The organism is Ruegeria sp. BB10 (assembly GCF_056535725.1).
On record NZ_JBQFIW010000001.1, the window covers coordinates 918205 to 940454 of the forward strand.

22 protein-coding genes are annotated in these 22250 nt (G+C 57.5%); 18 read left to right on the forward strand and 4 right to left on the reverse strand.

Going from position 1 to position 22250, the window contains the following annotated elements:
* Window positions 1–25: 25 nt before the first annotated feature.
* From argC to ACR3EP_RS04595, 7 genes are all read left to right on the forward strand, one after another.
* On the forward strand, window positions 26–1054 hold the full coding sequence (gene argC / locus ACR3EP_RS04565) for an N-acetyl-gamma-glutamyl-phosphate reductase (RefSeq protein ID WP_480636541.1): 1029 nt from the start codon (window positions 26–28) through the stop codon (window positions 1052–1054).
* A gap of 7 nt (window positions 1055–1061) precedes the next feature.
* Window positions 1062–1508: a cytochrome c maturation protein CcmE gene (gene ccmE / locus ACR3EP_RS04570; protein ID WP_170348602.1), complete on the forward strand. Its 447-nt coding sequence runs from the start codon at window positions 1062–1064 to the stop codon at window positions 1506–1508.
* Between the two features lie 115 nt (window positions 1509–1623).
* Entirely contained in the window at window positions 1624–2235 is a 612-nt protein-coding gene (locus ACR3EP_RS04575; protein ID WP_480636543.1) for a holin-associated N-acetylmuramidase, read from the forward strand.
* Window positions 2226–2804 (forward strand): holin family protein, encoded by a 579-nt coding sequence (locus tag ACR3EP_RS04580; protein ID WP_480636545.1) that lies wholly within the window; start codon window positions 2226–2228, stop codon window positions 2802–2804. Before ACR3EP_RS04575 ends, ACR3EP_RS04580 begins: the two co-directional genes overlap by 10 nt.
* A gap of 74 nt (window positions 2805–2878) precedes the next feature.
* Window positions 2879–4843 (forward strand): heme lyase CcmF/NrfE family subunit, encoded by a 1965-nt coding sequence (locus ACR3EP_RS04585; RefSeq protein WP_480636547.1) that lies wholly within the window; start codon window positions 2879–2881, stop codon window positions 4841–4843.
* On the forward strand, window positions 4840–5295 hold the full coding sequence (locus ACR3EP_RS04590; protein WP_170409726.1) for a cytochrome c-type biogenesis protein: 456 nt from the start codon (window positions 4840–4842) through the stop codon (window positions 5293–5295). The genes ACR3EP_RS04585 and ACR3EP_RS04590 overlap by 4 nt, the downstream gene beginning before the upstream one ends.
* Window positions 5296–5367: 72 nt before the next feature.
* On the forward strand, window positions 5368–6144 hold the full coding sequence (locus ACR3EP_RS04595) for an enoyl-CoA hydratase-related protein (protein ID WP_170348607.1): 777 nt from the start codon (window positions 5368–5370) through the stop codon (window positions 6142–6144).
* Between the two features lie 5 nt (window positions 6145–6149).
* Here ACR3EP_RS04595 and bmt read toward each other — a convergent pair whose 3' ends face one another.
* Together bmt and ACR3EP_RS04605 are read right to left on the reverse strand one after the other, a co-directional pair.
* Window positions 6150–7166 carry a betaine--homocysteine S-methyltransferase gene (gene bmt / locus ACR3EP_RS04600; RefSeq protein ID WP_480636549.1) on the reverse strand — a complete coding sequence of 339 codons (1017 nt, stop codon included), beginning with the start codon at window positions 7164–7166 and terminating at the stop codon, window positions 6150–6152.
* Between the two features lie 122 nt (window positions 7167–7288).
* Complete coding sequence (locus tag ACR3EP_RS04605; RefSeq protein WP_170348609.1) at window positions 7289–7606, reverse strand: DUF1476 domain-containing protein; 318 nt, start codon at window positions 7604–7606, stop codon at window positions 7289–7291.
* Window positions 7607–7793: 187 nt separating this feature from the next.
* On the opposite strand from ACR3EP_RS04605, the gene purC reads away from it, so the two are divergent.
* The 7 genes from purC to ACR3EP_RS04640 all read left to right on the forward strand — a co-directional run bounded on the left by purC (window position 7794) and on the right by ACR3EP_RS04640 (window position 16913).
* Complete coding sequence (gene purC, locus ACR3EP_RS04610) at window positions 7794–8549, forward strand: phosphoribosylaminoimidazolesuccinocarboxamide synthase (RefSeq protein ID WP_170358332.1); 756 nt, start codon at window positions 7794–7796, stop codon at window positions 8547–8549.
* A 133-nt stretch (window positions 8550–8682) separates the two neighbouring features.
* Entirely contained in the window at window positions 8683–9345 is a 663-nt protein-coding gene (locus ACR3EP_RS04615) for a MarC family protein (RefSeq protein ID WP_170505198.1), read from the forward strand.
* A gap of 116 nt (window positions 9346–9461) precedes the next feature.
* The gene (gene purS / locus ACR3EP_RS04620) at window positions 9462–9692 is read left to right on the forward strand and encodes a phosphoribosylformylglycinamidine synthase subunit PurS (RefSeq protein WP_480636552.1); all 231 of its coding nucleotides are present in this window, start codon (window positions 9462–9464) and stop codon (window positions 9690–9692) included.
* Between the two features lie 23 nt (window positions 9693–9715).
* Window positions 9716–10384 (forward strand): phosphoribosylformylglycinamidine synthase subunit PurQ, encoded by a 669-nt coding sequence (gene purQ, locus ACR3EP_RS04625; RefSeq protein WP_170375204.1) that lies wholly within the window; start codon window positions 9716–9718, stop codon window positions 10382–10384.
* A gap of 36 nt (window positions 10385–10420) precedes the next feature.
* The gene (locus tag ACR3EP_RS04630; protein ID WP_170348614.1) at window positions 10421–12199 is read left to right on the forward strand and encodes a sensor histidine kinase; all 1779 of its coding nucleotides are present in this window, start codon (window positions 10421–10423) and stop codon (window positions 12197–12199) included.
* Between the two features lie 13 nt (window positions 12200–12212).
* Complete coding sequence (locus ACR3EP_RS04635) at window positions 12213–13547, forward strand: sigma-54-dependent transcriptional regulator (protein ID WP_170348615.1); 1335 nt, start codon at window positions 12213–12215, stop codon at window positions 13545–13547.
* Between the two features lie 513 nt (window positions 13548–14060).
* Entirely contained in the window at window positions 14061–16913 is a 2853-nt protein-coding gene (locus tag ACR3EP_RS04640) for an Rne/Rng family ribonuclease (RefSeq protein WP_480636554.1), read from the forward strand.
* A 55-nt stretch (window positions 16914–16968) separates the two neighbouring features.
* Here ACR3EP_RS04640 and ACR3EP_RS04645 read toward each other — a convergent pair whose 3' ends face one another.
* Window positions 16969–17202 (reverse strand): sulfurtransferase TusA family protein, encoded by a 234-nt coding sequence (locus ACR3EP_RS04645; RefSeq protein WP_170348617.1) that lies wholly within the window; start codon window positions 17200–17202, stop codon window positions 16969–16971.
* A gap of 105 nt (window positions 17203–17307) precedes the next feature.
* On the opposite strand from ACR3EP_RS04645, the gene ACR3EP_RS04650 reads away from it, so the two are divergent.
* The 4 genes from ACR3EP_RS04650 (at window position 17308) to ACR3EP_RS04665 (ending at window position 21631) form a co-directional block, all read left to right on the forward strand.
* Window positions 17308–18060 carry a cytochrome c biogenesis CcdA family protein gene (locus ACR3EP_RS04650; protein ID WP_170348618.1) on the forward strand — a complete coding sequence of 251 codons (753 nt, stop codon included), beginning with the start codon at window positions 17308–17310 and terminating at the stop codon, window positions 18058–18060.
* A gap of 55 nt (window positions 18061–18115) precedes the next feature.
* Complete coding sequence (locus ACR3EP_RS04655; RefSeq protein WP_480636556.1) at window positions 18116–19330, forward strand: hypothetical protein; 1215 nt, start codon at window positions 18116–18118, stop codon at window positions 19328–19330.
* The gene (locus ACR3EP_RS04660) at window positions 19327–20676 is read left to right on the forward strand and encodes a cytochrome P450 (protein ID WP_226688487.1); all 1350 of its coding nucleotides are present in this window, start codon (window positions 19327–19329) and stop codon (window positions 20674–20676) included. The genes ACR3EP_RS04655 and ACR3EP_RS04660 overlap by 4 nt, the downstream gene beginning before the upstream one ends.
* 73 nt (window positions 20677–20749) lie before the next feature.
* The gene (locus ACR3EP_RS04665; RefSeq protein ID WP_170348621.1) at window positions 20750–21631 is read left to right on the forward strand and encodes a fructose bisphosphate aldolase; all 882 of its coding nucleotides are present in this window, start codon (window positions 20750–20752) and stop codon (window positions 21629–21631) included.
* A gap of 6 nt (window positions 21632–21637) precedes the next feature.
* On the opposite strand, the gene ACR3EP_RS04670 is transcribed toward ACR3EP_RS04665, so the two are convergent.
* Window positions 21638–22240, reverse strand: a complete 603-nt coding sequence (locus ACR3EP_RS04670; protein WP_170358347.1) for a DNA-3-methyladenine glycosylase I — start codon at window positions 22238–22240, stop codon at window positions 21638–21640.
* Window positions 22241–22250: the final 10 nt, after the last annotated feature.

A 22250-nucleotide genomic window follows, 5' to 3' on the forward strand; every position in this document is an offset into this window, starting at 1 on the left:
GACACACTGGAACAAGAGGTCTGACATGACCCATAAAATCGCAATTTTGGGCGCATCCGGCTATACCGGCGCCGAACTGGTGCGGCTGATCGCCGAGCACCCGAATATGGAAATCACTGCCCTGGCCGCCGAGCGGAAGGCCGGCATGTCAATGGCACAGGTCTTTCCGCATCTGCGCCACATGGATTTGCCAGACCTGTGCAAGATCTCTGAGATCGACTTTTCGCAGATCGACCTGTGTTTCTGCGCCTTGCCACACAAAACCAGCCAAGAGGTCATTCGTGACCTGCCAAAAAACCTGAAGATTGTCGATTTGTCTGCAGACTTCCGCCTGCGGGACCCGGACGAATACGAAAAATGGTACGGAAACCCGCACGCCGCACTGCAACAGCAGGAAGAGGCCGTCTATGGCCTGACCGAGTTCTACCGGGATGAAATCCGCAATGCGCGGTTGGTCGCGGGAACCGGGTGTAATGCAGCGACGGGTCAGTATGTGCTGCGCCCGTTGATTTCTGCAGGTGTTATCGATTTGGATGATATCGTGCTGGATCTGAAATGCGCCGTTTCGGGCGCAGGCCGGTCACTGAAGGAAAATCTGCTGCATGCGGAGCTCAGCGAAGGCTACAATGCGTATGCCGTTGGCGGTACGCACCGGCATCTGGGTGAGTTCGATCAGGAATTCTCGGCACTGGCGGGGCGTACGGTGCATGTGCAGTTCACGCCGCACCTGATCCCGGCTAACCGGGGAATTCTTGCGACGACTTACGTCAAAGGGGACTCGGCAAGTGTTTATGAGACACTTGCCAAAGCCTATGAAGATGAACCCTTTATTCAGATGTTGCCGTTCGGCGAAATACCTTCGACCCACCATGTGCGCGGTTCGAATTTCTGCCATATCGGTGTTGTCGGCGATCGGATCGAACGCCGCGCCATCGTGATCGGCGCATTGGATAACCTGACAAAAGGTAGCAGCGGCCAAGCCTTGCAGAACGCCAACCTGATGTTAGGTGAAGATGAAACCCGGGGGCTGATGATGGCCCCGCTATTCCCGTGAGGACGGTATGAAAACGCTCAAGAAACGTCGTCGAGTACAAGTCATTCTTCTGGCCGTCGTGGCTTTGGTCTTGGCGACGGGGTTGATTGGGTTTGCGATGCGCGATGGCATTAACTTTTTCCGCTCTCCCAGTCAGGTGATTGCTGAACCCCCGAAACCGACAGAAGTGTTTCGTATCGGCGGTCTGGTCGAGGAAGGCTCGATCATTCGCGGGCAGGGCGAGACGGTGCGTTTCGTCGTGACCGATGGCGGTGAAAGTGTGCCGGTGGCGTTTACCGGGGTTCTGCCGGATCTATTTGCGGAAAACCAGGGCATGGTAGGGACGGGTTCTTACGTGAACGGTGTATTCGAAGCCACAGAAATTCTTGCAAAACACGACGAAACGTACATGCCGAAAGAGGTGGTCGACGCCCTGAAAGAACAGGGTGTTTACAAAGAGGCTGGTGAAAGCTGATTTACCTTAGCTGACAAGCAAGAACTGATGGGCGTTGCGCATGCAGCGCCCTTTTTCATTGCGCCAAATTAACCGGTTAGCCTCAGCGTTTGGTCAACGGCAGGCGGAGGGTGCGATGCAGACGGTGCGACAGATTGCAACTGAGATCGTGGCGCGAGAAGGTGGCTTTGTGGACGATTCGGACGATCCCGGTGGCGCGACGAAATACGGGGTGACCATTCACACGATGCGGCGTCTTGGGCTTGATCTTTCAGGTGACGGGATAATCAACCGCACCGATGTTCGGATGCTCAGCAAATCTCAGGCCATTGATATTTTCGTGCAGCATTATTTTGAACAACCGCGGTTGGACCTCTTGCCGCACGAATTGCGGGCTTCGGTTTTTGACATGTATGTCAACGCTGGCAGTCACGCGGTCAAAATCCTGCAACGTCTGTTGCGCGATATGGGGTTCGAAATCGTGGTTGATGGGGCAATTGGTCCCAAAACCGCGCGGGCCTGCCGGGATGCGGCTGACCCCGATCCGGATGCACTCAGGGATGCGTACGGTGTGGCGCGGCGGAACTACTATTTCCGTCTGGCAGATCATCGGCCTGCGTCACGCAAATATGCCCGTACTCGGGCGGGCCGCAAGGGCGGTTGGATTCGCCGGGCCGAGGAATTTGTTTCGCCGACTTACCACCTGAGTGACGCGGAATTTCAAGCGAGGGTTTCAGGATGGGTTTGATCTCGGACGTGTTGACGTTTTTGTTTGGCGGCGACCGTAATGTCGTGCGGGAAACTGCTGAAATTTTTCGAGAAAACGCTGAAAATGGGGCCGAGCGTGGCCTGGCTTTGCAACATCAGGCGATGGTTCAGTTCGGCGGTGAATTTGAGGGCCCTAATAAGGGCGCGTTTGACCGGTTCATGGATGGGCTCAACCGTCTGCCGCGACCGGCTATGGCACTTGGTACTTTGGGTTTGTTTGTCGCGGCGATGGTCGATCCGCTGTGGTTTGCGGCCCGAATGCAGGGGATTGCCCTGGTACCGGAACCCCTGTGGTGGTTGCTGGGGGTGATTGTGTCCTTCTATTTCGGCGCGCGTCATCAGGCCAAGGTGCAAGACCTGCAGCGAGAGATCACCGCAATGATGCAGCGCACGCCTCAGGTTTTAGAAAACCTGCAAGCCCTGAAGGCAATGCATGGCGACGCTGTCGGCGCAGCAAATCCCGGAACGGACGCCGCGTTGGCGGAAAAAGCAGGCCGTCCTGATGCAAATCCGGCGCTTGAGGATTGGCGACGCAATCGCGTGGCCTAAACCGCGACACTATGCTCGCCCCAAAGGGGCGAAAGTGATTGGTGCTTGCCCCGGAACAGGAATATACCCGGGCCATGATTACCGAACTTGGCCACTTTGCCCTGATCCTCGCTTTTCTGGTTGCCATCGTGCAATCGGTGGTTCCACTGATAGGCGCAGCGAAACGCTGGCCTAGCTGGATGAATTTCGCTGAACCGGCGGCAATCATTCAATTTACGATGGTTGCCTTTTCGTTCGGTGCGCTGGTCTGGGCCTTTGTGACGTCCGATTTCTCGCTGAGGATCGTGGTTGAAAACAGTCACTCGGCCAAACCAATGTTGTACAAGATCAGCGGAACATGGGGTAACCACGAAGGCTCGATGCTGTTGTGGGTTCTTATCGTGTCGTTGTTTGGCGCGATGGCCGCGTTTTTTGGGGGCGGTTTGCCGCCGACTTTGAAGGCGCGGGTATTGGCGGTGCAAGGGGCAATTGGGGTGGCGTTTTTCGCGTTTATCCTATTCACCTCGAACCCGTTTGACCGGCTGATCGTGGCCCCCTTTGACGGGCGCGATCTAAACCCGTTGCTGCAAGACCCCGGTTTGGCCTTTCATCCGCCGTTTCTGTATTTGGGCTATGTGGGGCTGAGCATGGCGTTCAGCTTTGCCGTCGCCGCCCTGATCGAAGGGCGCGTAGACGCCGCGTGGGGCCGTTGGGTACGCCCATGGACGCTGGCGGCTTGGGTGTTTCTAACCATCGGTATCGCGCTGGGGTCCTGGTGGGCCTATTACGAGCTCGGCTGGGGCGGGTTCTGGTTCTGGGATCCTGTCGAAAATGCCTCGTTCATGCCATGGCTGCTGGCCGCTGCGCTGTTGCATTCGGCCATCGTCGTGGAAAAACGCGAGTCGTTGAAAAGCTGGACGATCCTGCTGGCAATCATTGCTTTTGGCTTTTCGCTGATTGGTACCTTCATTGTGCGTTCGGGCCTTCTGACTTCGGTCCATGCGTTTGCCAATGACCCCGAGCGTGGCGTGTTCATCCTGATTATCCTCGTGATCTTCATCGGCGGCGCGCTGACCCTGTTTGCCGCGCGGGCGCAAGCGATGGAGGCCAAAGGCGTTTTTGGTATGGTTAGCCGAGAAAGCGCGCTGGTGTTGAACAATATCCTGCTGGCCGTCAGCTGTTTCGTCGTATTCGTCGGAACAATGTGGCCGATGGTGGCTGAGATGGCCTTTGACCGCAAACTCTCGGTCGGCGCGCCGTTCTTCAATTCGGCATTTACGCCCTTCATGGTGGCGTTAGGGATTGCATTGCCAGTGGGTGCGATGTTGCCGTGGAAGCGCGGCAAGCTTGGCAAAACTGCCTATTCGCTGCGCTATGCCTTTGTTCTGGCCGTTGCGCTGGCATTGCTGGTCTGGGCAATTCAAACAGGGCGCAGTGCGCTGGGTCCGGTTGGGCTGTTCCTGGGCGCGTGGATCACCTTTGGCGCGGCGGTTGATTTGTGGAGCCGTACGGGCCGCAAAGGCAATCTGAAACGTCTGTTTCGTTTGCCCGGTGCGGATTGGGGCAAGGCCGTTGCTCATACAGGTATGGGCGTGACCATGTTCGCCATCGCCGGGTTGACCGCGTGGGAGGTCGAAGACATTCGTGTTGCACAACCAGGTCAGCCGTTCGAGGTGGGGCAGTTTACTCTGACCTTGGAAGACGTCCGGCTTGTGGAAGGGCCAAACTATTTCTCGACCACTGCTGACGTTCGGATCGAAAAGCATGGACGGCCTATGGGAACATTGCATCCTGAAAAGCGCGATTACCCAGTGGCACGGATGCCCACGACCGAAGCTGCAATTGATTATCGGTTCCTGGGGGATCTTTACGTGGTAATCGGCGATCAGCAAGCGGATGGTGGCTGGGTCATGCGGACCTATATCAAGCCGCTGGCCAACTGGATCTGGGGTGGGTGTATCCTGATGGCTCTGGGCGGGCTGCTCAGCCTGTCGGACCGCCGGTTCCGTGTGGCGGCAGGTGCGCGCAAGGCGCCATCGGGCGGAGTACCTGCGGAATGAAACGTCTGGTCCTGATCCTGTCCCTCATCGCGTCGCCCCTGTTTGCCGTACAGCCGGACGAAGTGCTGGACGATCCAGCGCTGGAACAGCGGGCGCGCGACCTTAGCACCGGCCTTCGCTGTCTGGTTTGCCGCAACGAGAGCATCGACGAAAGCAACGCCGAACTGGCCCGTGACTTGCGCCTGTTGTTGCGTGAGCGACTGGTGGCCGGGGACACGGATGACGAGGCAATCGCTTTCATTGTCGATCGCTACGGCGAATATGTCTTACTGAAGCCAACTACTTCGGGATCGAATCTGATGCTGTGGCTTGCGGGCCCGATCATGTTGTTGATCGCAGCCGTCATGGGCTGGAGTTTCCTGCGCAAACGGTCCCGGGTTCAGGTCACGGGTGAAAAGGACACGCTCAGCGACGCTGAGAAAGAGCGTTTGCGCCAGATTCTTGAAGACTGACCCCGCGTTCATCTTTTCCTTCCCCTCCATTTCGGTCAGGGTTCCGAAAAGTTTGGAATTGGGGGAAGGTTCATGGAATACGAAACAATCCTTTTGGACATCACGGATGATTTGGCTGTTGTCACCCTGAACCGGCCCGACAAGATGAACGCGATGACCGCGCAGATGCGGGCCGAAGTTACTCATGCAATGAAACATGCGGCGCGTCATGCAAGGGCGATCGTTCTGACCGGAGCGGGAAGCGCCTTTTGTTCAGGACAGGATCTGGGTGATGCGTCCAGCACCGGCAAGGTCGATTTAGAACGCACGCTGCGTGATGAATATGAACCGATGCTGGAAACGATCTATGATTGCCCGGTGCCCACCATTGCGGCTGTGAACGGACCAGCAGCCGGGGCAGGGGCAAACCTTGCGCTGTGCGCTGATGTGGTGATCGCCACCGAAAGCGCATACTTCCTGCAGGCGTTCGCCCGGATCGGGTTGTTGCCGGATGCGGGCGGTACGTGGTTCATGCCGCGTCAGATGGGGTTTGCCAAAGCGATGGGGGCCGCCTTATTCGCGGACAAGATCAGCGCGCGGCAGGCTGATGAATGGGGTCTGATCTGGGAAGCAGTGTCCGACGACACATTCGATGCCCATTGGCGCAAACGTGCAGCCTATCTGGCGAATGGTCCCACAGCCGGTTTTGGCGCGATCAAACAGGCCATCCGCGGGACATATGAGAAAACGCTGCCACAGCAATTGGCCGCCGAAGCACATTTACAAGGGGAATGCGGGCGCAGCCGTGATTTTGCCGAAGGCGTCGTCGCCTTCATGGAAAAACGCCCCCCGAAATTCGAGGGGCGCTGAACCGTTCAGGCGCGACGGCGGCGGCGTGTGCGCCGTTCGGGCGCGTTGGCATCGTCGCCGGTACCATCCGACGCCGAGGTAAACGGCCCCAACGCATCGGTGATCTGATCCAGTGTCGGGCGTGAACCGCGCGGTTTTGTGTCCAACGCTTCGCGCATCTTGCGCAGGTGATCGGGCATGGTGCCGCAGCAACCGCCGATGATTGTGGCCCCAGCATCACGCGCCATGGCGGCGTATTCACCCATCAACTCGGGCGTCCCGTCATAGTGGATGTGGCCATCCACGTATTTCGGAATACCGGCATTGCCCTTCGAGATCACGGGCCGCTCGGTGCCTTGCGCGGCAAAGCCAAGAACGGTGCGCAGGATATCCGACGCGCCGGTGCCGCAGTTGGCCCCGAAAGCAATCGGCGGGTTGGGCAGGGTTTCGACCAGTTGGGCCAGATCGGACGAAGTAACACCCATCATGGTTCGCCCAGCGGTGTCAAAGCTCATGGTGCCGCACCAAGGCATATCGGCCAAGGCGAACGCCTCGGCAGCGGCGCGGAATTCTTCAGGGGCGCTTATGGTTTCCAGCCACACAACATCGGCGCCACCAGCCTTGAGCGCGTCGGCCTGTTCATGGAACATTTCGACGGCGTCGGCATGGGTCAGGCTGCCAACGGGCACCAGAATCTCGCCGGTTGGGCCGACCGATCCGGCCACAACGATCGGGCGTCCGGCTTTGTCAGCAACCTCACGTCCCAACTCGGCACCGATCCGGTTCAACTCGGCCACGCGGTTTTGCGCATCATGCAGTTTTAGCCGGGCTGACGTGCCCCCGAAAGTATTGGTCAGGAAAAGATCACTGCCCGCGTCCACCGAGCTTTGATATAGAGCGCGGATCTTACCCGGCGCGTCCACGTTCCACAATTCGGGCGCATCACCCGATTGCAAACCCATGTTGAACAGGTTGGTCCCAGTTGCACCGTCTGCCAAAATGGCATCTTTGGTTTTGAGAAGTTCGGTCAATGCATTTGTCATTGGGGTTGTCCGGAAAAAGGCGCAATTGGCCTGATAATAACAGAGGCGCCCCGTGTCTCATGACCGGGACGCCAAAGCAAACTCATAAATCTCATGAAGATCATGAGGTGGGGCAAAAGCCCTTAGTCAGTCTCGCTAAGAATCTGCGACTTGGCTTCGGGCAGAAGCTCGGCCATCTTGGCGCGAATTTCATCGTCAGACGACAAAGCACCCAGATCGCCGGAAACCTTGCGCACAACGTCTTCGTGACCGGCTTCTTCAAAATCGGATTTCACGACGGCTTTGGCGTATTCTTCCGCTTCGTCACCGGTTTTGCCCAGCTTTTCCGCGGCCCATAGGCCAAGCAGTTTGTTGCAGCGGGCCTGTGCCTTGAACTGCATCTCTTCATCATGCGCAAACTTGGCTTCAAATGCGTTTTCGCGTTCGTCAAACGTCGTCATAGGTTGGGGACCTCTTCGAGTAACATATCGTTGATGTTGATATGACCATACAGAACGCCGCGTGCAAGGGATTTGCGTTGTATCAAAGTCTTTCTTGTGTGCGAACTTGCGGGAAAGGGGGGCTTGCACTATGAGGACGCCAACGTGAGGGGACTCATTCCCTCTTACCAGACTGGAAGGGTCGCTTATGGCGCGTCGCAAGAAAATCTACGAAGGTAAAGCTAAGATTCTGTATGAAGGCCCAGAGCCGGGCACCATCGTGCAATATTTCAAGGATGATGCCACCGCGTTCAACGCCGAGAAAAAGGACGTGATCGACGGCAAGGGCGTGCTGAACAACCGCCTGAGCGAGTTCTTCATGAACGGCCTGACCCAGATCGGCGTGCCGACCCACTTTATTCGCCGCCTCAACATGCGCGAACAGTTAGTGCGCAGCTGCGAGATCGTGCCGCTGGAAGTGATCGTGCGCAACTATGCCGCCGGTACGATGTCGAAACGTCTTGGCATTGCCGAAGGAACGCAGTTACCGCGCCCGATCGTGGAATACTGCTATAAGGATGATGCGCTGGGTGATCCTCTGGTAACCGAGGAACACATTGCCGCCTTTGGCTGGGCCAGCCAGCAGGACATGGAAGATATCCTGAGCCTGGCGCTGCGCGTGAATGATTTCCTGAGTGGCGTGATGCTGGCCGTGGGCATCCGTCTGGTCGATTTCAAGATTGAGATTGGCCGCGTTTATGACGGCGACTATCAGCGTCTAATTATCGCGGACGAGATCAGCCCGGACAGCTGCCGCCTATGGGATATCGAAACCGGACAGAAATTGGACAAGGACGTGTTCCGCCGCGATCTGGGCAATCTGACTGATGCTTATTCCGAGGTCGCACGACGTCTGGGCGTTCTGCCTAAAAGCAACGTGACTAAGCCCACGCTGATAAACTAAGCCGGTTTTCGGATGTAAATTCTGTCAAAAGCGCCGTTTCTAAGACGGCGCTTTTTTCTTTTGCTCTGGTGGTTTGACAGACGGTCCGCACCTTCGCATTGTCGGGTCAGGTGCAATCAAGGATAGTCCCGAAATGGCCGAATTGTTCGATCAGGCGGTTTTTCTGAAATTCCTCGCGGCGTTACTGGCGATCTTCAATCCGCTTTACGGTATCCCGATCTTTCTGAGTATGACCGAAGGCTACTCGGGTCCCGAACGCAAGCGCGTGGCACTGGTCGTAACCGGAACAGTGGTTGTCGTGGCCTTGATCGCGGTATTGGTTGGCGAAGAGATTCTGGCGGTCTTCGGCATCGACATTCCGTCCTTCCGCATTGCCGGCGGGTTGATCATTCTGGGGGTCGGCATGTCGATGCTGAACGCGTCTGACCTGCCAAAAGGTGATCAAAGGGCGGTTGCAGAGGGCGAAAAGAAGAAAAGCAACATTGCCGTCGTGCCGTTGGCAATACCGCTGACCATCGGACCGGGGACGATTGCTACAACAATCGTGTTTGCTCATACACTTTCGGATGGGGCCGAGATCGTGACATTGGGCTCAGCCGTATTGATCGCCTGCGCCATCGTCGGGCTGGGGTTGCTGTTCGCCGACCCGATCTCGCGGTTTTTTGGGCCAACCATGATCAACGTGATCACCCGCGTTATGGCAATCATTCTTGTGGCTGTGGCCGTCGAAATGGTGCTGACCGGTACGTTTAACGCCATTGATGCGCATTACCCCGGATTAACCGGCAGTGGCTGAGCGTCACACCTGCGGCAAACTCTGTGCGGACAAGGGTTGTCGAACGCGGTTTGTCGCGTTATCCCCCGCGCAACGGAACGGGCCCGGAACCATGGCCCTTAGCTGGAGTTGCAGGAATGAAAGCACGGGTGCATGTGATGCTCAAAAATGGGGTCCTTGACCCGCAGGGTGAAGCAGTGCGGCACGCATTGGGCGCTATGGGCTTCGATCAGGTCGAAGGCGTGCGTCAAGGCAAGGTGATCGACCTTGAGCTGGCTTCAGGCGCGACCGAGGCCGACATCACCGAGATGTGCGAAAAGCTGTTGGCCAACACGGTCATCGAACGCTACGAAATCGAACTGGTCTGACCCTTTACCCCGGAGGCCCCGCCATGCGCGCTGCTGTTATCGTATTCCCTGGGTCCAATTGTGACCGGGACCTTGCCGTCGCTTTTGAACAGGCGGGGTTTCAGGTCGACATGGTCTGGCACAAGGATGCCGCGCTGCCCGAGGGCATCGACATCGTGGGCGTTCCCGGCGGGTTTTCCTATGGTGACTACCTGCGTTGCGGCGCGATTGCCGCGCAATCGCCGATCTGCAAGGCGGTTGTCGAACATACCAACCGCGGTGGCTATGCCGTGGGTGTCTGTAATGGCTTCCAGATTCTGACAGAAACCGGCGTTCTACCGGGTGCATTGCTGCGCAATGCGGGTCTGAAATACATCTGCAAAACTGTCGGTCTGAAGGTGGAAACCAGCGACAGCGCCTTTACCCAAGGTTACAACGCCGGTGACGTGATCGGTATTCCGATTGCACACCACGACGGCAATTATTTCGCGGATGACACCACTCTGGCTGCGTTGCGGGATCAGGATCGGATCGCGTTCACCTATACCGAGAATCCAAACGGCTCGGTTGGCGATATTGCTGGTATCCTGTCGGAAAACCGCCGGGTGTTGGGGATGATGCCACACCCCGAGCGGGCGGCGGATGAAGGTCACGGCGGCACTGATGGAACGGCATTGTTCCGCGCATTGTCGGGGGTCCTCGCACCTGCGTGACTTGAGGTTGCGATCAAGCCCGCGTAATTTCCCGGGATGAGTTCTGATGTTCGCTCTGGCTGGTCCATTCTGACAAAACCTTTTCGCGGCGCGCCCCTTGGGTGGCGCCTGCGATTGGCCGTCATTACCCTTCTGGTGGTCGCTGTTGCGACGATCTGGATCACAAACCGGCTGCTGACGGACAGATTTACTGAGTCCACTCGCAACCGCGCCGAGCTGCGTCTAGCCCTGTACTCCGGCAACCTGCTGAGCGAACTACGCAGAAATGCGATTGTGCCGCAGCTGCTTTCGCGGGATCCCACGCTGATCTCGGCGCTTCAATCCAGCGATTATTCTCTGTCGACCCAGCGCCTGATCTCATTTGTTGAAGAAATTGGAGCAGCCTCGCTGATGCTGTTGGATGGGGATGGGCGTTCGGTCGCGTCCACCGATCGCAACCGTTTAGGTGAGGCACACAGGAGTTTGCCTTATTTCATTGATGCGGTACGCTCGAACGCCACGATCTTTACGGTAATCCCGAAGGAATCCGGCGGCTATAGTTTTGTCTATTCGCGTCGTATGGAAGCCAACGCCGAAATCCTTGGCGTCATCGTGGTTGAGGTCGATTTGCACAAGTTCGAACTGGCCTGGGCAGGGATTTCGGACGCGGTAATGGTGGCAGATAGTACCGGCACGATCATCTTGTCGACCGAACCACAGTGGCGCGGCGTGCAAGAAGGCGAGGCGATGCTGCGTCAGCCGCCCGAAGGGGCCATCCAGCGCGCAATCCGGGCAACGACCGATTGGACCGCCTTGCCGCCTGATGCCTATCTGCAGGGTGAGGCCGTGATGCGCATGGAGACGCGTATACCATTCCGCGGTTGGCAAATGACGTCATTCACCACCTATGCGTCGATCCGGGAAAAGGTGAACAGCGTTCTGGCGCTTGAGATTATGGGATTCGCGATTCTGCTGGCGCTGGCCTTTTACGCGCTGAGCCGCCGAGCGACGTTGCGGATGGCCTTGTTCCAGCGCGAGTCGGCAGAGCTTCGCGCATTGAACATGCGGCTACAGCGGGAAATTGCTGAACGTGAACGGGTTGAAAAGACACTGGAAGTTGCCGAGCAAACGCTGGCGCAGAGTTCGAAACTTGCGGCCTTGGGTGAGATGTCGGCCGCTGTCAGCCACGAGTTGAATCAACCGCTGGCTGCAATGAAAACTTATCTGGCTGGCGCGCGTCTGTTGCTGCGCAGAAACCGCCCTGAAGAGGCGCTGGCCAGCTTTGGTCGCATCGACGGCTTGATCGAACGGATGGGGGCGATCACCCGACAGCTTAAATCCTATGCGCGCAAGGGCGCGGATGCGTTTTCACCAGTAAATCTTGGCGAAGCGCTGGCTTCCAGCCTGTCAATGATGGAACCGCAGCTGCGGCAGCGGCACGTTAAAATAACGCAGATCCTGCCCGAGGAACCCGTTATAGTGATGGGGGACCGGATGCGGATCGAACAAGTGATGGTGAACCTCTTGCGCAATGCGCTGGACGCCACCAAATCTGTATCAGAACCGGATGTTGAAATCATCCTGGCAGCTGGTGACATGGCGGTGCTGACCGTCCGCGACAATGGTCACGGGATCGAGAATATCGAGAATCTGTTCGAGCCCTTCTACACCACCAAGCAGCCCGGCGATGGGGTCGGGTTGGGGCTTGCCATCTCGTCGGGTATCGTGAACGACCATGGGGGACGGTTGACTGCGCGCAACGGCCAGCACGGCGGCGCGGTGTTTGAGATGCAATTGCCGATACTAGGAAGCGACGGCCTAGAGGCCGCTGAATAACAAAGGAATGACTATGGCACAGGCCATGAAAATCGCCATTGTGGATGACGAACAGGACATGCGCCAGTCGATCAGCCAATGGCTGGCACTGTCGGGATATGACACTGAAACGTTCTCGAGCGCCGAGGACGCGTTGAAGGTACTGGGACCGGATTATCCGGGCATTGTGATTTCGGACATCAAGATGCCGGGAATGGATGGCATTCAACTGCTGAAAAAGCTGATGGGGGCTGATAGCACCTTACCGGTCATCATGATCACCGGTCACGGCGATGTTCCGATGGCGGTTGAGGCGATGCGCGTGGGTGCGTTCGACTTTCTTGAAAAGCCTTTCAACCCGGACCGCATGTCTGAACTGGCAAAACGCGCCAGCAATGCACGCCGTCTGACATTGGACAACCGGGCCTTGCGGCGCGAGCTGTCCGGCGGCACTCAGATCATGAACAAGCTGATCGGGGCCAGCCCGGTGATGGAGCGCTTGCGAGAGGATATCCTGGATTTGGGGCAGGCGGACGGCCATGTTCTGATCGACGGTGAGACCGGCACGGGTAAAACCCTGGTTGCGCATGCTCTGCATGCTGTTGGCAGCCGGGCGGGCAAGAAATTCGTTCTGGTTTCGTGCGCAGCGTTGGAAGAAGAGGCGCTGTCGAAACGTTTGTTCGGTCCGATGATGCCCGAAGACGCGCAACTGCCCGCGATTGAAGAGGCGCGCGGTGGGACGTTGGTGCTGGAAGATGTCGAAGCCCTCAGTGACACGCTTCAGGCCCGACTGCTGAGCGTCATGAACGATCAGGGCACGCCGGCCGAGACCAGGATCGTTGCAATTTCGAACCTGCAAGAGGCAGGTAAAACCAGTGAAGATGTCCTGCGTCCGGACCTGTTTTATCGCCTGGCCGCGCTTCGGATCACCATGCCGCCCTTGCGCCAGCGCGGAGAAGATATCCTGACGCTGTTCACGCGCTTGAGTGAGCAATTTGCTGAAGAATATGGCTGTGACGCACCGCAGGTCAGCGCGCAGGAGGCCGCGCAGTTGCTGCAGGCCCCGTGGCCAGGCAATGTGCGCCAGTTGATCAACATCGCCGAACGCGCCGTGCTGCAATCTCGCCGGGGTTCCGGGACGATTGCCTCGTTGCTGATGTCGGATCACGAAGAAATGCAGCCGGTTATGACGACTGAGGGCAAGCCGCTGAAGGAATATGTCGAGGCGTTCGAACGGATGCTGATCGACAACACGATGCGCCGTCACAAGGGCTCGATTGCGTCCGTGATGGAAGAGCTATGCCTGCCGCGACGGACGTTGAACGAGAAAATGGCCAAATACAGCCTGCAGCGTTCGGATTACCTGTAAACACAAGAGAGGGGGTCAGCCCCCTCTCTTGGCCTTTTGGGCCAATTTACTCCCCCGAGGTATTTTTGGTCAGATGAAGCGATCCTGGCCGGTGTTCGGAGTGAACCGTGCAGTTTGCCCATTGTCTTTTCCACAGGACTGCCTTTATGGTGGCGGGACGGGCCGGGCCTTTTCACGCCCTTAAGCCCCAAGCTTTGAGTTTCGCTGCTCTGCCGCGGATGGTGATGATCCCCACGAGGCAAAGCAGACCGATTATGCCCTTATCCGGGCAGTTGAACGCCTGAGCCCGCCTGAGCGGGCGAAAGGAAAAAATGGGCAGAACGCGGCATTCCGCGCCTGTCGGAGAAGAACCGCGATGACGCGCGCGCAACGATCGAGAGTACGGGCAGGGGGCCACAGCGCCAGACCCTGCCGCGCGCCGTCCAATATCGCCCTGACAAGACACCACCCCAAAAGCGCCTGTCCTCCCGGACGGGCCAGGACAACGCGTTTGGCGCGGTGCACCAAGGACAAATGGCTAAGAAAATGCTTATCGATGCCACCCACGCGGAGGAAACCCGCGTTGTGGTGGTCGACGGAAACAAGGTCGAGGAGTTCGATTTTGAGTCCGAAAACAAACGTCAGCTTGCTGGCAATATCTATCTAGCAAAAGTTACGCGAGTAGAACCGTCCCTTCAGGCGGCCTTTGTGGATTACGGCGGGAACCGGCATGGGTTCCTCGCGTTCTCGGAAATCCACCCGGATTACTATCAGATTCCGGTCGCCGACCGCGAAGCGCTGATGGAAGAAGAGCGCGCCTACGCCGAGGCTATGAAGGCGCGGGACGAGGCGGAAGAAGCCAAGCCTAAAAAGCGCCGGTCCCGATCGCGGACCAAGGCGGCGGATGTGAAATCCGACGACGCAGTCGAATCCATCGAGGTTTCGTCTGAGCCAACAGGCATGGAGACGATTGATCTGGATGAGGGCGAAGAAGGGGCTGATCTGTCTGTTCCAGAAGGCACCTCTCCGATGGATCATGTCGCTGAGACGCCGGTTGAGGAACCCAGCGATGACGCAGAAGCCTCGGATGAAGTTGAGGCACCTGCCGCTGAGGCAGAAGAGCCTGCGACCGCGGAGGAGCCTGCTCCCGAGGCTGAGGAAGCCGCCACGGAAGAGGTATCTGCGGAGCCTGTAGAAGAAACTGCAGACGTTGAGGCGAAAGATGCCTCTCCTGAAGGGGAGGCTGAAGCCGAAAGCGCTGCGGACGACAACGCAGAAGACACGCCTGCTGCGGAAGCCACCAAAACCGACGCCGAAGACGAAGACGAGGCCGAAGAAAAGCCTCGTTCAGATGCATCGGCTAAGGATGACAGCATTGAGTCAGTTGCTGATGAGGACGACAGCGAGGACATCCGTCCGCCGCGCAAGCCACGTCCGCGCCGGTACAAGATTCAAGAAGTGATCAAGGTACGCCAGGTTCTGCTGGTACAAGTCGTCAAGGAAGAGCGTGGCAACAAGGGTGCCGCGTTGACCACATACCTGTCGCTGGCGGGTCGCTATTGCGTTCTGATGCCCAACACCGCGCGTGGCGGTGGCATCAGCCGCAAGATCACCAATGCCCCGGATCGTAAGAAACTAAAGGAAATCGCGGCTGAAATTGACGTGCCGACTGGTGCGGGCCTGATCATTCGGACTGCGGGGGCCAAGCGCACCAAGTCCGAAATCAAACGCGACTATGAGTATCTGCAGCGCATGTGGGAGCAGATCCGCGAGCTGACGCTGAAGTCCATCGCGCCCGCCAAGATTTATGAAGAGGGCGACCTGATCAAACGCTCGATCCGCGATCTCTACAATCGTGAGATTGATGAGGTTCTGGTCGAGGGTGAAGGCGGTTACCGCATCGCCAAGGACTTCATGAAAATGATCATGCCGTCCCACGCGAAGAATGTGAAACGGTATGAAGACGCACTGCCGCTGTTCGCACGCTATCAGGTCGAAAGCTATCTGACCGGCATGTTCAACCCGACGGTGCAGCTGAAGTCCGGCGGGTATATCGTGATCGGCGTGACCGAAGCGTTGGTGGCGATCGACGTGAACTCGGGCCGGGCAACCAAGGAAGGCTCGATCGAGGAAACCGCGCTTAAGACCAATCTTGAGGCCGCTGAAGAAGTGGCGCGGCAACTTCGGTTGCGCGATCTTGCTGGTCTGATTGTCATCGACTTTATCGACATGGACGAGCGTAAGAACAACTCGGCCGTTGAAAAGCGTTTGAAAGACAAGCTCAAGACAGACCGCGCGCGTATTCAGGTGGGTCGGATATCCGGCTTTGGCCTGATGGAGATGAGCCGACAGCGTCTGCGCCCTGGCATGCTGGAGGCGACAACACAGCCGTGCCCGTCCTGTCATGGCACCGGATTGATCCGGTCGGATGACAACATGGCACTGACCATCCTGCGTCAGATCGAAGAGGAGGGCACTCGCCGCCGCTCGCGCGAGGTTCTGGTGCGCTGCCCGGTCAGTATCTCTAACTTCCTGATGAACCAAAAGCGGGAACATATTGCGCAGATCGAAGCACGTTATGGCTTGTCAGTTCGCATCGAAGGCGACGTGCATCTGGTCAGTCCCGATTTCTCGATGGAGAAGTTTAAGACCGCCAGCCGTATTGTGCCCGAGGCGACAGCGCCGGTTGTATCCGTGGACGCAACGCTGATGGATCTGGTGGATGCGGACGAGGACGAAGCCGCCGAAGAAGAAACGGCGGTTCAGACCGAAGAAGAGGCTAAGCCCAAGCGCAAACGTCGCCGCCGTCGTCGTAAGAAAAGCAACGGTTCGGGGGATACGCCTGAAACTGGTGCAGAGGACGGTGAGACCGCAGCCGAAGCTACGGATGAAGCAGCTGCTGAGGCTCAATCCGAAGAACCCGCTGCGGAAGAAAAGGCTGAAAAACCGAAACGCCGCCGTGCGCCGCGCCGTCGTAAGAAGGACGCGGAAACGGTTGAAGCAACTGACGAAACACCCGCTGATAAAGCTGAGGAAGCAGTCGCTAAGCAGGCCGAGGAAACCGCTGCAGAAGAACCTGCGCCGGAACAAGCCGTTGAACAGCCCGAAGCTGCTGAGGTGGTGACCGAACCGGTTTCAGCGGAAGCCGATGCGCCGACAGTGGATGAGGTAACCGAGACAGAAGTGATTACCGAAGTTGCTGTCGAAGCTGAAGAAGCTGTGGAAGAGGTTGCCGAGACTGTCCAGACCGCTGAAGTCGAAGTAGCGCTGGAAGAGCCGGTTGCAGAAACGCCTGAGCCTGTTCTGGAAGTTGTGGCCGAAGAGCCTGAGCAACCCAGCGAACCGCCCAAGCCGAAACGGCGCGGGTGGTGGTCCTTGGGGCAATAAAAAAGAAAGGCGGGCTTTGAGCCCGCCTTTTTCTTGAACCAGACGTGTTTCCACCTCAGCCTGATTTTTGTATCAGGTAGATCTGGTGTCCGTCCGCATCCTCTTGTGACACCAGCTGGTGCCCACTTTCGGTGCAGAAATGCGGAACATCGATGATGGCGGCAGGATCATCGGCCAACACGCGCAAAATTGCCCCCGAGGGCATAGATTTAAGGCGTTTTCTGGCTTTCAGGACGGGCAAAGGGCACAAAAGACCCAGCGCATCCAATGTTTCAGTGGGGCTAGACATAATGTGCAGATATTTCCAAGTTGACGCAGTGTCCAGCGTCTAAGCACGGGGATGTGACCGAATGGCCCCGTGACGTGGCGGGGTTGATACCATATGTGCTGATTTATGTTCGGAATTGATATCATAGACGCGGGCCTGCTGCCCGCCATGTTCATCGCGATGCTGGGCGGGCTGATCAGCTTCTTGTCGCCTTGCGTTCTGCCCATCGTGCCACCTTATCTGGCGTATATGAGCGGTGTGACCATCAACGAGATGCAGGATGAGGCGCGTGCGCGGCGTAAGGCGACGATGTCGGCGCTGTTCTTTGTGCTTGGTCTGTCCACGGTGTTCTTGTTATTGGGGTTCACAGCATCTGCCTTCGGGGTATTCGTGCTGCAGAACCAGGTGCTTTTCGCCAAACTCTCCGGTGCAGTGGTGATTGTCTTTGGTCTGCATTTCCTGAATGTTTTCCGCATTCCTTTCCTGGATCGTGAGGCGCGGATCGAAACCGGAGATTCCGGCGGCTCGGTCTTTGGTGCCTATATCCTGGGTCTGGCCTTTGCGTTCGGCTGGACTCCGTGCATCGGACCGCAACTGGGTGCGATCCTGTCGCTGGCGGCGTCCGAGTCCTCGGTGGCGCGGGGTACGTTGTTGCTGGGTGTTTATGCGGCAGGTCTGGGTATTCCGTTCCTACTGGCCGCGATGTTCCTGAACCGGTCGATGTCAGTGATGAACCGGATCAAGCCTTACATGGGTACGATTGAAAAGGTCATGGGGGGTCTGCTGCTGTTCGTCGGCATCATGCTGATCACTGGCCTATTCACCGAGTTCAGCTGGTGGCTGCTGGAAACCTTCCCCGCACTCGCCAATTTCGGATGATCTGACTTACCTTGGCGGCAAGGCTGCGTTAACCTGCGCCGCAGAAGGTAAGGCCATGAGCAGTCACACAAATCAGCCTCAAGTAAGACGGCGTCGGGTTTTCTACATACCCGGCTACGATCCGATTCACCCTCGGCGATACCGAGAGCTGTACCGAAAAGAAGGTCGGACGCAGGCGGAAATCTCAGGCTACGAGATCTCACTGGCGCCCAAATCAGGTGACGGTCCGTACGGCTGGCATGTCTGCTCGCACCAGGATGGCGTCGACGTCGAGGCAGATATTGAGGTCTTGGTCTGGTCGGACATCGTGCGCGACAGCATGTCGAATTCGATCCCCGCGGCCTACTTGCAGCTTGTGCGCACGGCCTGGATTTACATTGAGTCAGGGGCATTGTGGCGCCTTATGCGCTTGCGCAAAGGGCCAGTGATTGCAGCGTTGTATCCTGTCGGCATGCTGATTGCGCAATTGGCCCTGTCGCTAGGCGTGCTGTGGATATTTGCGGCGTTGCTATGGCCTGTTGCTGGGTGGTTGGCCATGGTGCCGGCAATAGCGGCCGCTTATGGCTTGCTGCATTGGTTTCGCAAGATCGATAATCGCTTGTTTGCGTATTACCTGATGCACGACTATGCCTATTCGGCCGCGTTGAATGGCGCCACCCCAGCCGAGTTACGCTCACGTCTGGCCGACTTTGCCGAACATATTCAATGCGCACTTGAGACGGATGTGGATGAGGTTCTGGTCGTTGGCCATTCATCGGGGGCGCATCTTGGTGTGATGGTGCTGGCTGATCTGATCCGTTCGCAAAACCTTCCCAGTGACGGCCCGATCCTGTCCTTTCTAAGCCTTGGGCAGGTGGTGCCTATGGTCTCATTCCTGCCAAGCGCCAGGGATTTGCGCACCGATCTGCAATTTCTGTCGACCCGAAGTGAACTCACCTGGGTTGACGTGTCCGCCCCGGGGGACGGGTGTGCCTTTGCTCTATGTGACCCAGTGGGCGTCAGTGGCGTTGCCCCCGATCAAAAACGTTGGCCGCTGGTGCTGTCCGCGGCCTTTACACAGACTCTGTCGCCAGAACGCTGGCACGAGCTGCGCTGGCGGTTTTTCCGGCTGCATTTTCAGTATCTCTGCGCGTTTGATCGCCCTGGCGATTATGACTATTTCCGCGTTACCGCAGGGCCGCTTTCATTGGCGCAAAGGTTTCAAGGCCGTGATCCGTCAAAATCGCGTATCGACCAGCCGGTTTCGAAATACAGGTCGGTTCTTCCGTGAAGCCGCCCAAACCAACATCCCGCCCGGATAAGGTCTCTCTGTGGCGCTATCTGAAACTGTTCCGCAAGGACCTGTTATCGGCCCAGCCACAGCGCCTGTACCGGGCCTGGATGGCCGAGTTCCGAACGCCGTTCTTTCGGTCCTACATGATCAACCAGCCCGAGCTTGTGGAAACCGTCCTTAAGCAGCGCCCCGACGATTTCCCGAAATCTGGTCGCATAAGCGAGGGGTTGCGCCCGCTATTGGGTGACTCGGTCTTTCTGACCAATGGTGAGACCTGGAAACGGCAGCGCCGCATCATCGACCCGGCCTTTGAAGGCGGGCGGTTGAAAGACACATTCCCAGCCATGCTGGAAGCCGTGCAAGCCTGTGTCACGCGGTTGAAAGGGCAAGCGGGGCAGGTGATTGAATGCGAGGAGGTTACCAGCCACGCCGCGGCGGACGTGATTTTCCGAACGCTCTTCTCAGTTCCGATTGAACATGAAGTAGCCGCGCAGGTGTTCGAAAAGTTCCGAGCCTATCAGCGGCAACAGCCTTTGTTGAACCTGGCGGCCTTTATTCCGGTACCGAAGTGGGTGCCCCGGTTGCATGCGCGCAATACACGCAGAAACGCGCAGGATATCCGGGCTTTGATTTCGGGTCTAATAGCAGAGCGTGCCGATCTGATCGCCACGGGTCAAGCGCCGGACGACTTGGCAACCAAGATCATGACCACACCTGATCCGAAAACCGGTCATTGTTTCGACACGCAGGAGATGGTGGATCAGGTCGCCATCTTTTTCCTGGCTGGGCATGAAACCAGTGCATCAGCGCTGGCCTGGACGCTGTATTTGATGGCGCTTTACCCCGAATGGCAGGAAAAACTAAGCGCTGAGGCGGATATTCTGAATGATCCCAGCTTTAGCGCAGTGTCCAGATTGAAGCTCAGCCGCGATGTATTTCGCGAGGCGCTGCGCCTGTACCCTCCGGTACCGATGATGGTGCGCGAGGCGACGTGCCCTGAACAATTCCGGGGGCGGGACATTCCCAAGGGCGCGCAGATCGTTATCAGCCCCTGGCACCTGCATCGGCAAGAGCGTTTGTGGGATCGACCCGATGATTTCGATCCTACTCGATGGTCTACCGAAAACGGTAAAACCTGCCAGCGCTACGCATATATCCCGTTTTCCGCCGGTCCCCGCGTGTGTACCGGGGCCGGGTTCGCCATGGTCGAAGGGCCATTGCTGTTGTCGATGTTGTTGCGAAATTTCCGGTTCGAACTGGTTGAAGATCGCACACCAGTGCCAGTGGCGCATCTGACGGTACGGTCCAAAGATGGCATCTGGCTGCGCGTGGTTGAGCGCTAACACGCTACCATCGCCCGCCGCCTTGCTGTATGCGAGTGCAAAATGCGGAATCATTGTTAAACGGGAAAGTCTTATGTCCAAAGCAGAACAGCGCGAGCAGATGTCCAACGGCGCGGGTTTCATTGCGGCCCTGGATCAAAGCGGCGGGTCGACGCCCAAGGCGCTGGCTCTTTATGGGGTTGAGGCCTCGGACTATAGCTCGGACGAGGAAATGTTCGGTGAAATCCAGAAGATGCGCGCCCGCATTATTCTGGCTGACGACTTTACCAAGGACAAAGTGATCGGCGCGATCCTGTTCGAACGCACGCTGGGCGAGGAAATCGATGGCCGCAAAGTCGCCGATTACCTGTGGTCGCAGAAAGGTATCGTGCCGTTCCTGAAGATCGACAAGGGTCTGGAAGATCAGGCCAACGGTGTACAGATGATGAAACCGATTCCTGGCCTGGCGGAAACACTGGCCAAGGTGGATGGCGTGTTCGGCACCAAGGAACGCTCGGTGATCCATGAAGCCAACGCCGAAGGAATTGCCGCCGTAGTTGCCCAGCAATTTGACGTCGCGCGCGTGGTTGTTGCCGCAGGCATGGTTCCGATTGTCGAGCCCGAAGTGAACATCAATTCCGCCACCAAGGCCGAGGCCGAGGATATTCTGAAGGCCGAAATCCTGAAGAACCTCGATCAACTGGACGAGGGGCAGGACATCATGCTTAAACTGACCATCCCCACCAATGCCAACCTGTTCGACGAACTGGCCGACCACCCTCGTGTTGTCCGCGTAGTGGCCTTGTCTGGTGGTTATTCGACCGAGCAAGCCTGTGATCTGCTGAACCAGAACGGCAAGATGATTGCGTCGTTTTCGCGCGCGTTGACCGAAGGGCTGTCCAAACAGCAATCAGATGCTGAGTTCAATACGGCTCTGGGCGGCAATATCGACAAGATCTTCCGCGCCTCAGTCTAAGAGGCGCTATTCCGGCTTGATGAATTCGCGGCGCATCTGCGCCGCTTTTTCACGCATGGTACAGCCGATTGCGTGGTCGTTGACCAACCCCATGGCCTGCATGAAAGCAAATACCGTGGTTGGCCCAACAAACTTCCAACCGCGTTTTTTCAAATCCTTCGACATTGCAATGGACTCGGCCGAGGTTGACGCAGTTTGCGGCGCAGGCGGGTTGTCGGCCTCGTATCGCCACACATAAGCGGCCAGAGACCCCTCGGCCACGATAAGGTCCTGCGCGCAGCGGGCGTTGTTGATCACGGCCTCGATCTTGCCGCGATGACGTATGATGCCTTCGTTCTGTAAGAGACGCTCGATGTCTGCATTAGTAAATGCAGCTACAGCGTTAAAATCGAATTGATTAAACGCTTTGCGAAAATTCTCGCGCTTGTTCAGTATTGTTCGCCAACTAAGTCCGGACTGAAAGCTTTCAAGGCACAGCTTTTCGAACAATCGCTGATCGTCCGCGACCGGATAGCCCCATTCTTGATCGTGATACTCAAAGAACTCAGGGGCGGCTTGGCACCAAGCGCAGCGCGGTTGTCCATCGGGTCCGGTTACAGTCTTGCTCATATGATGTACC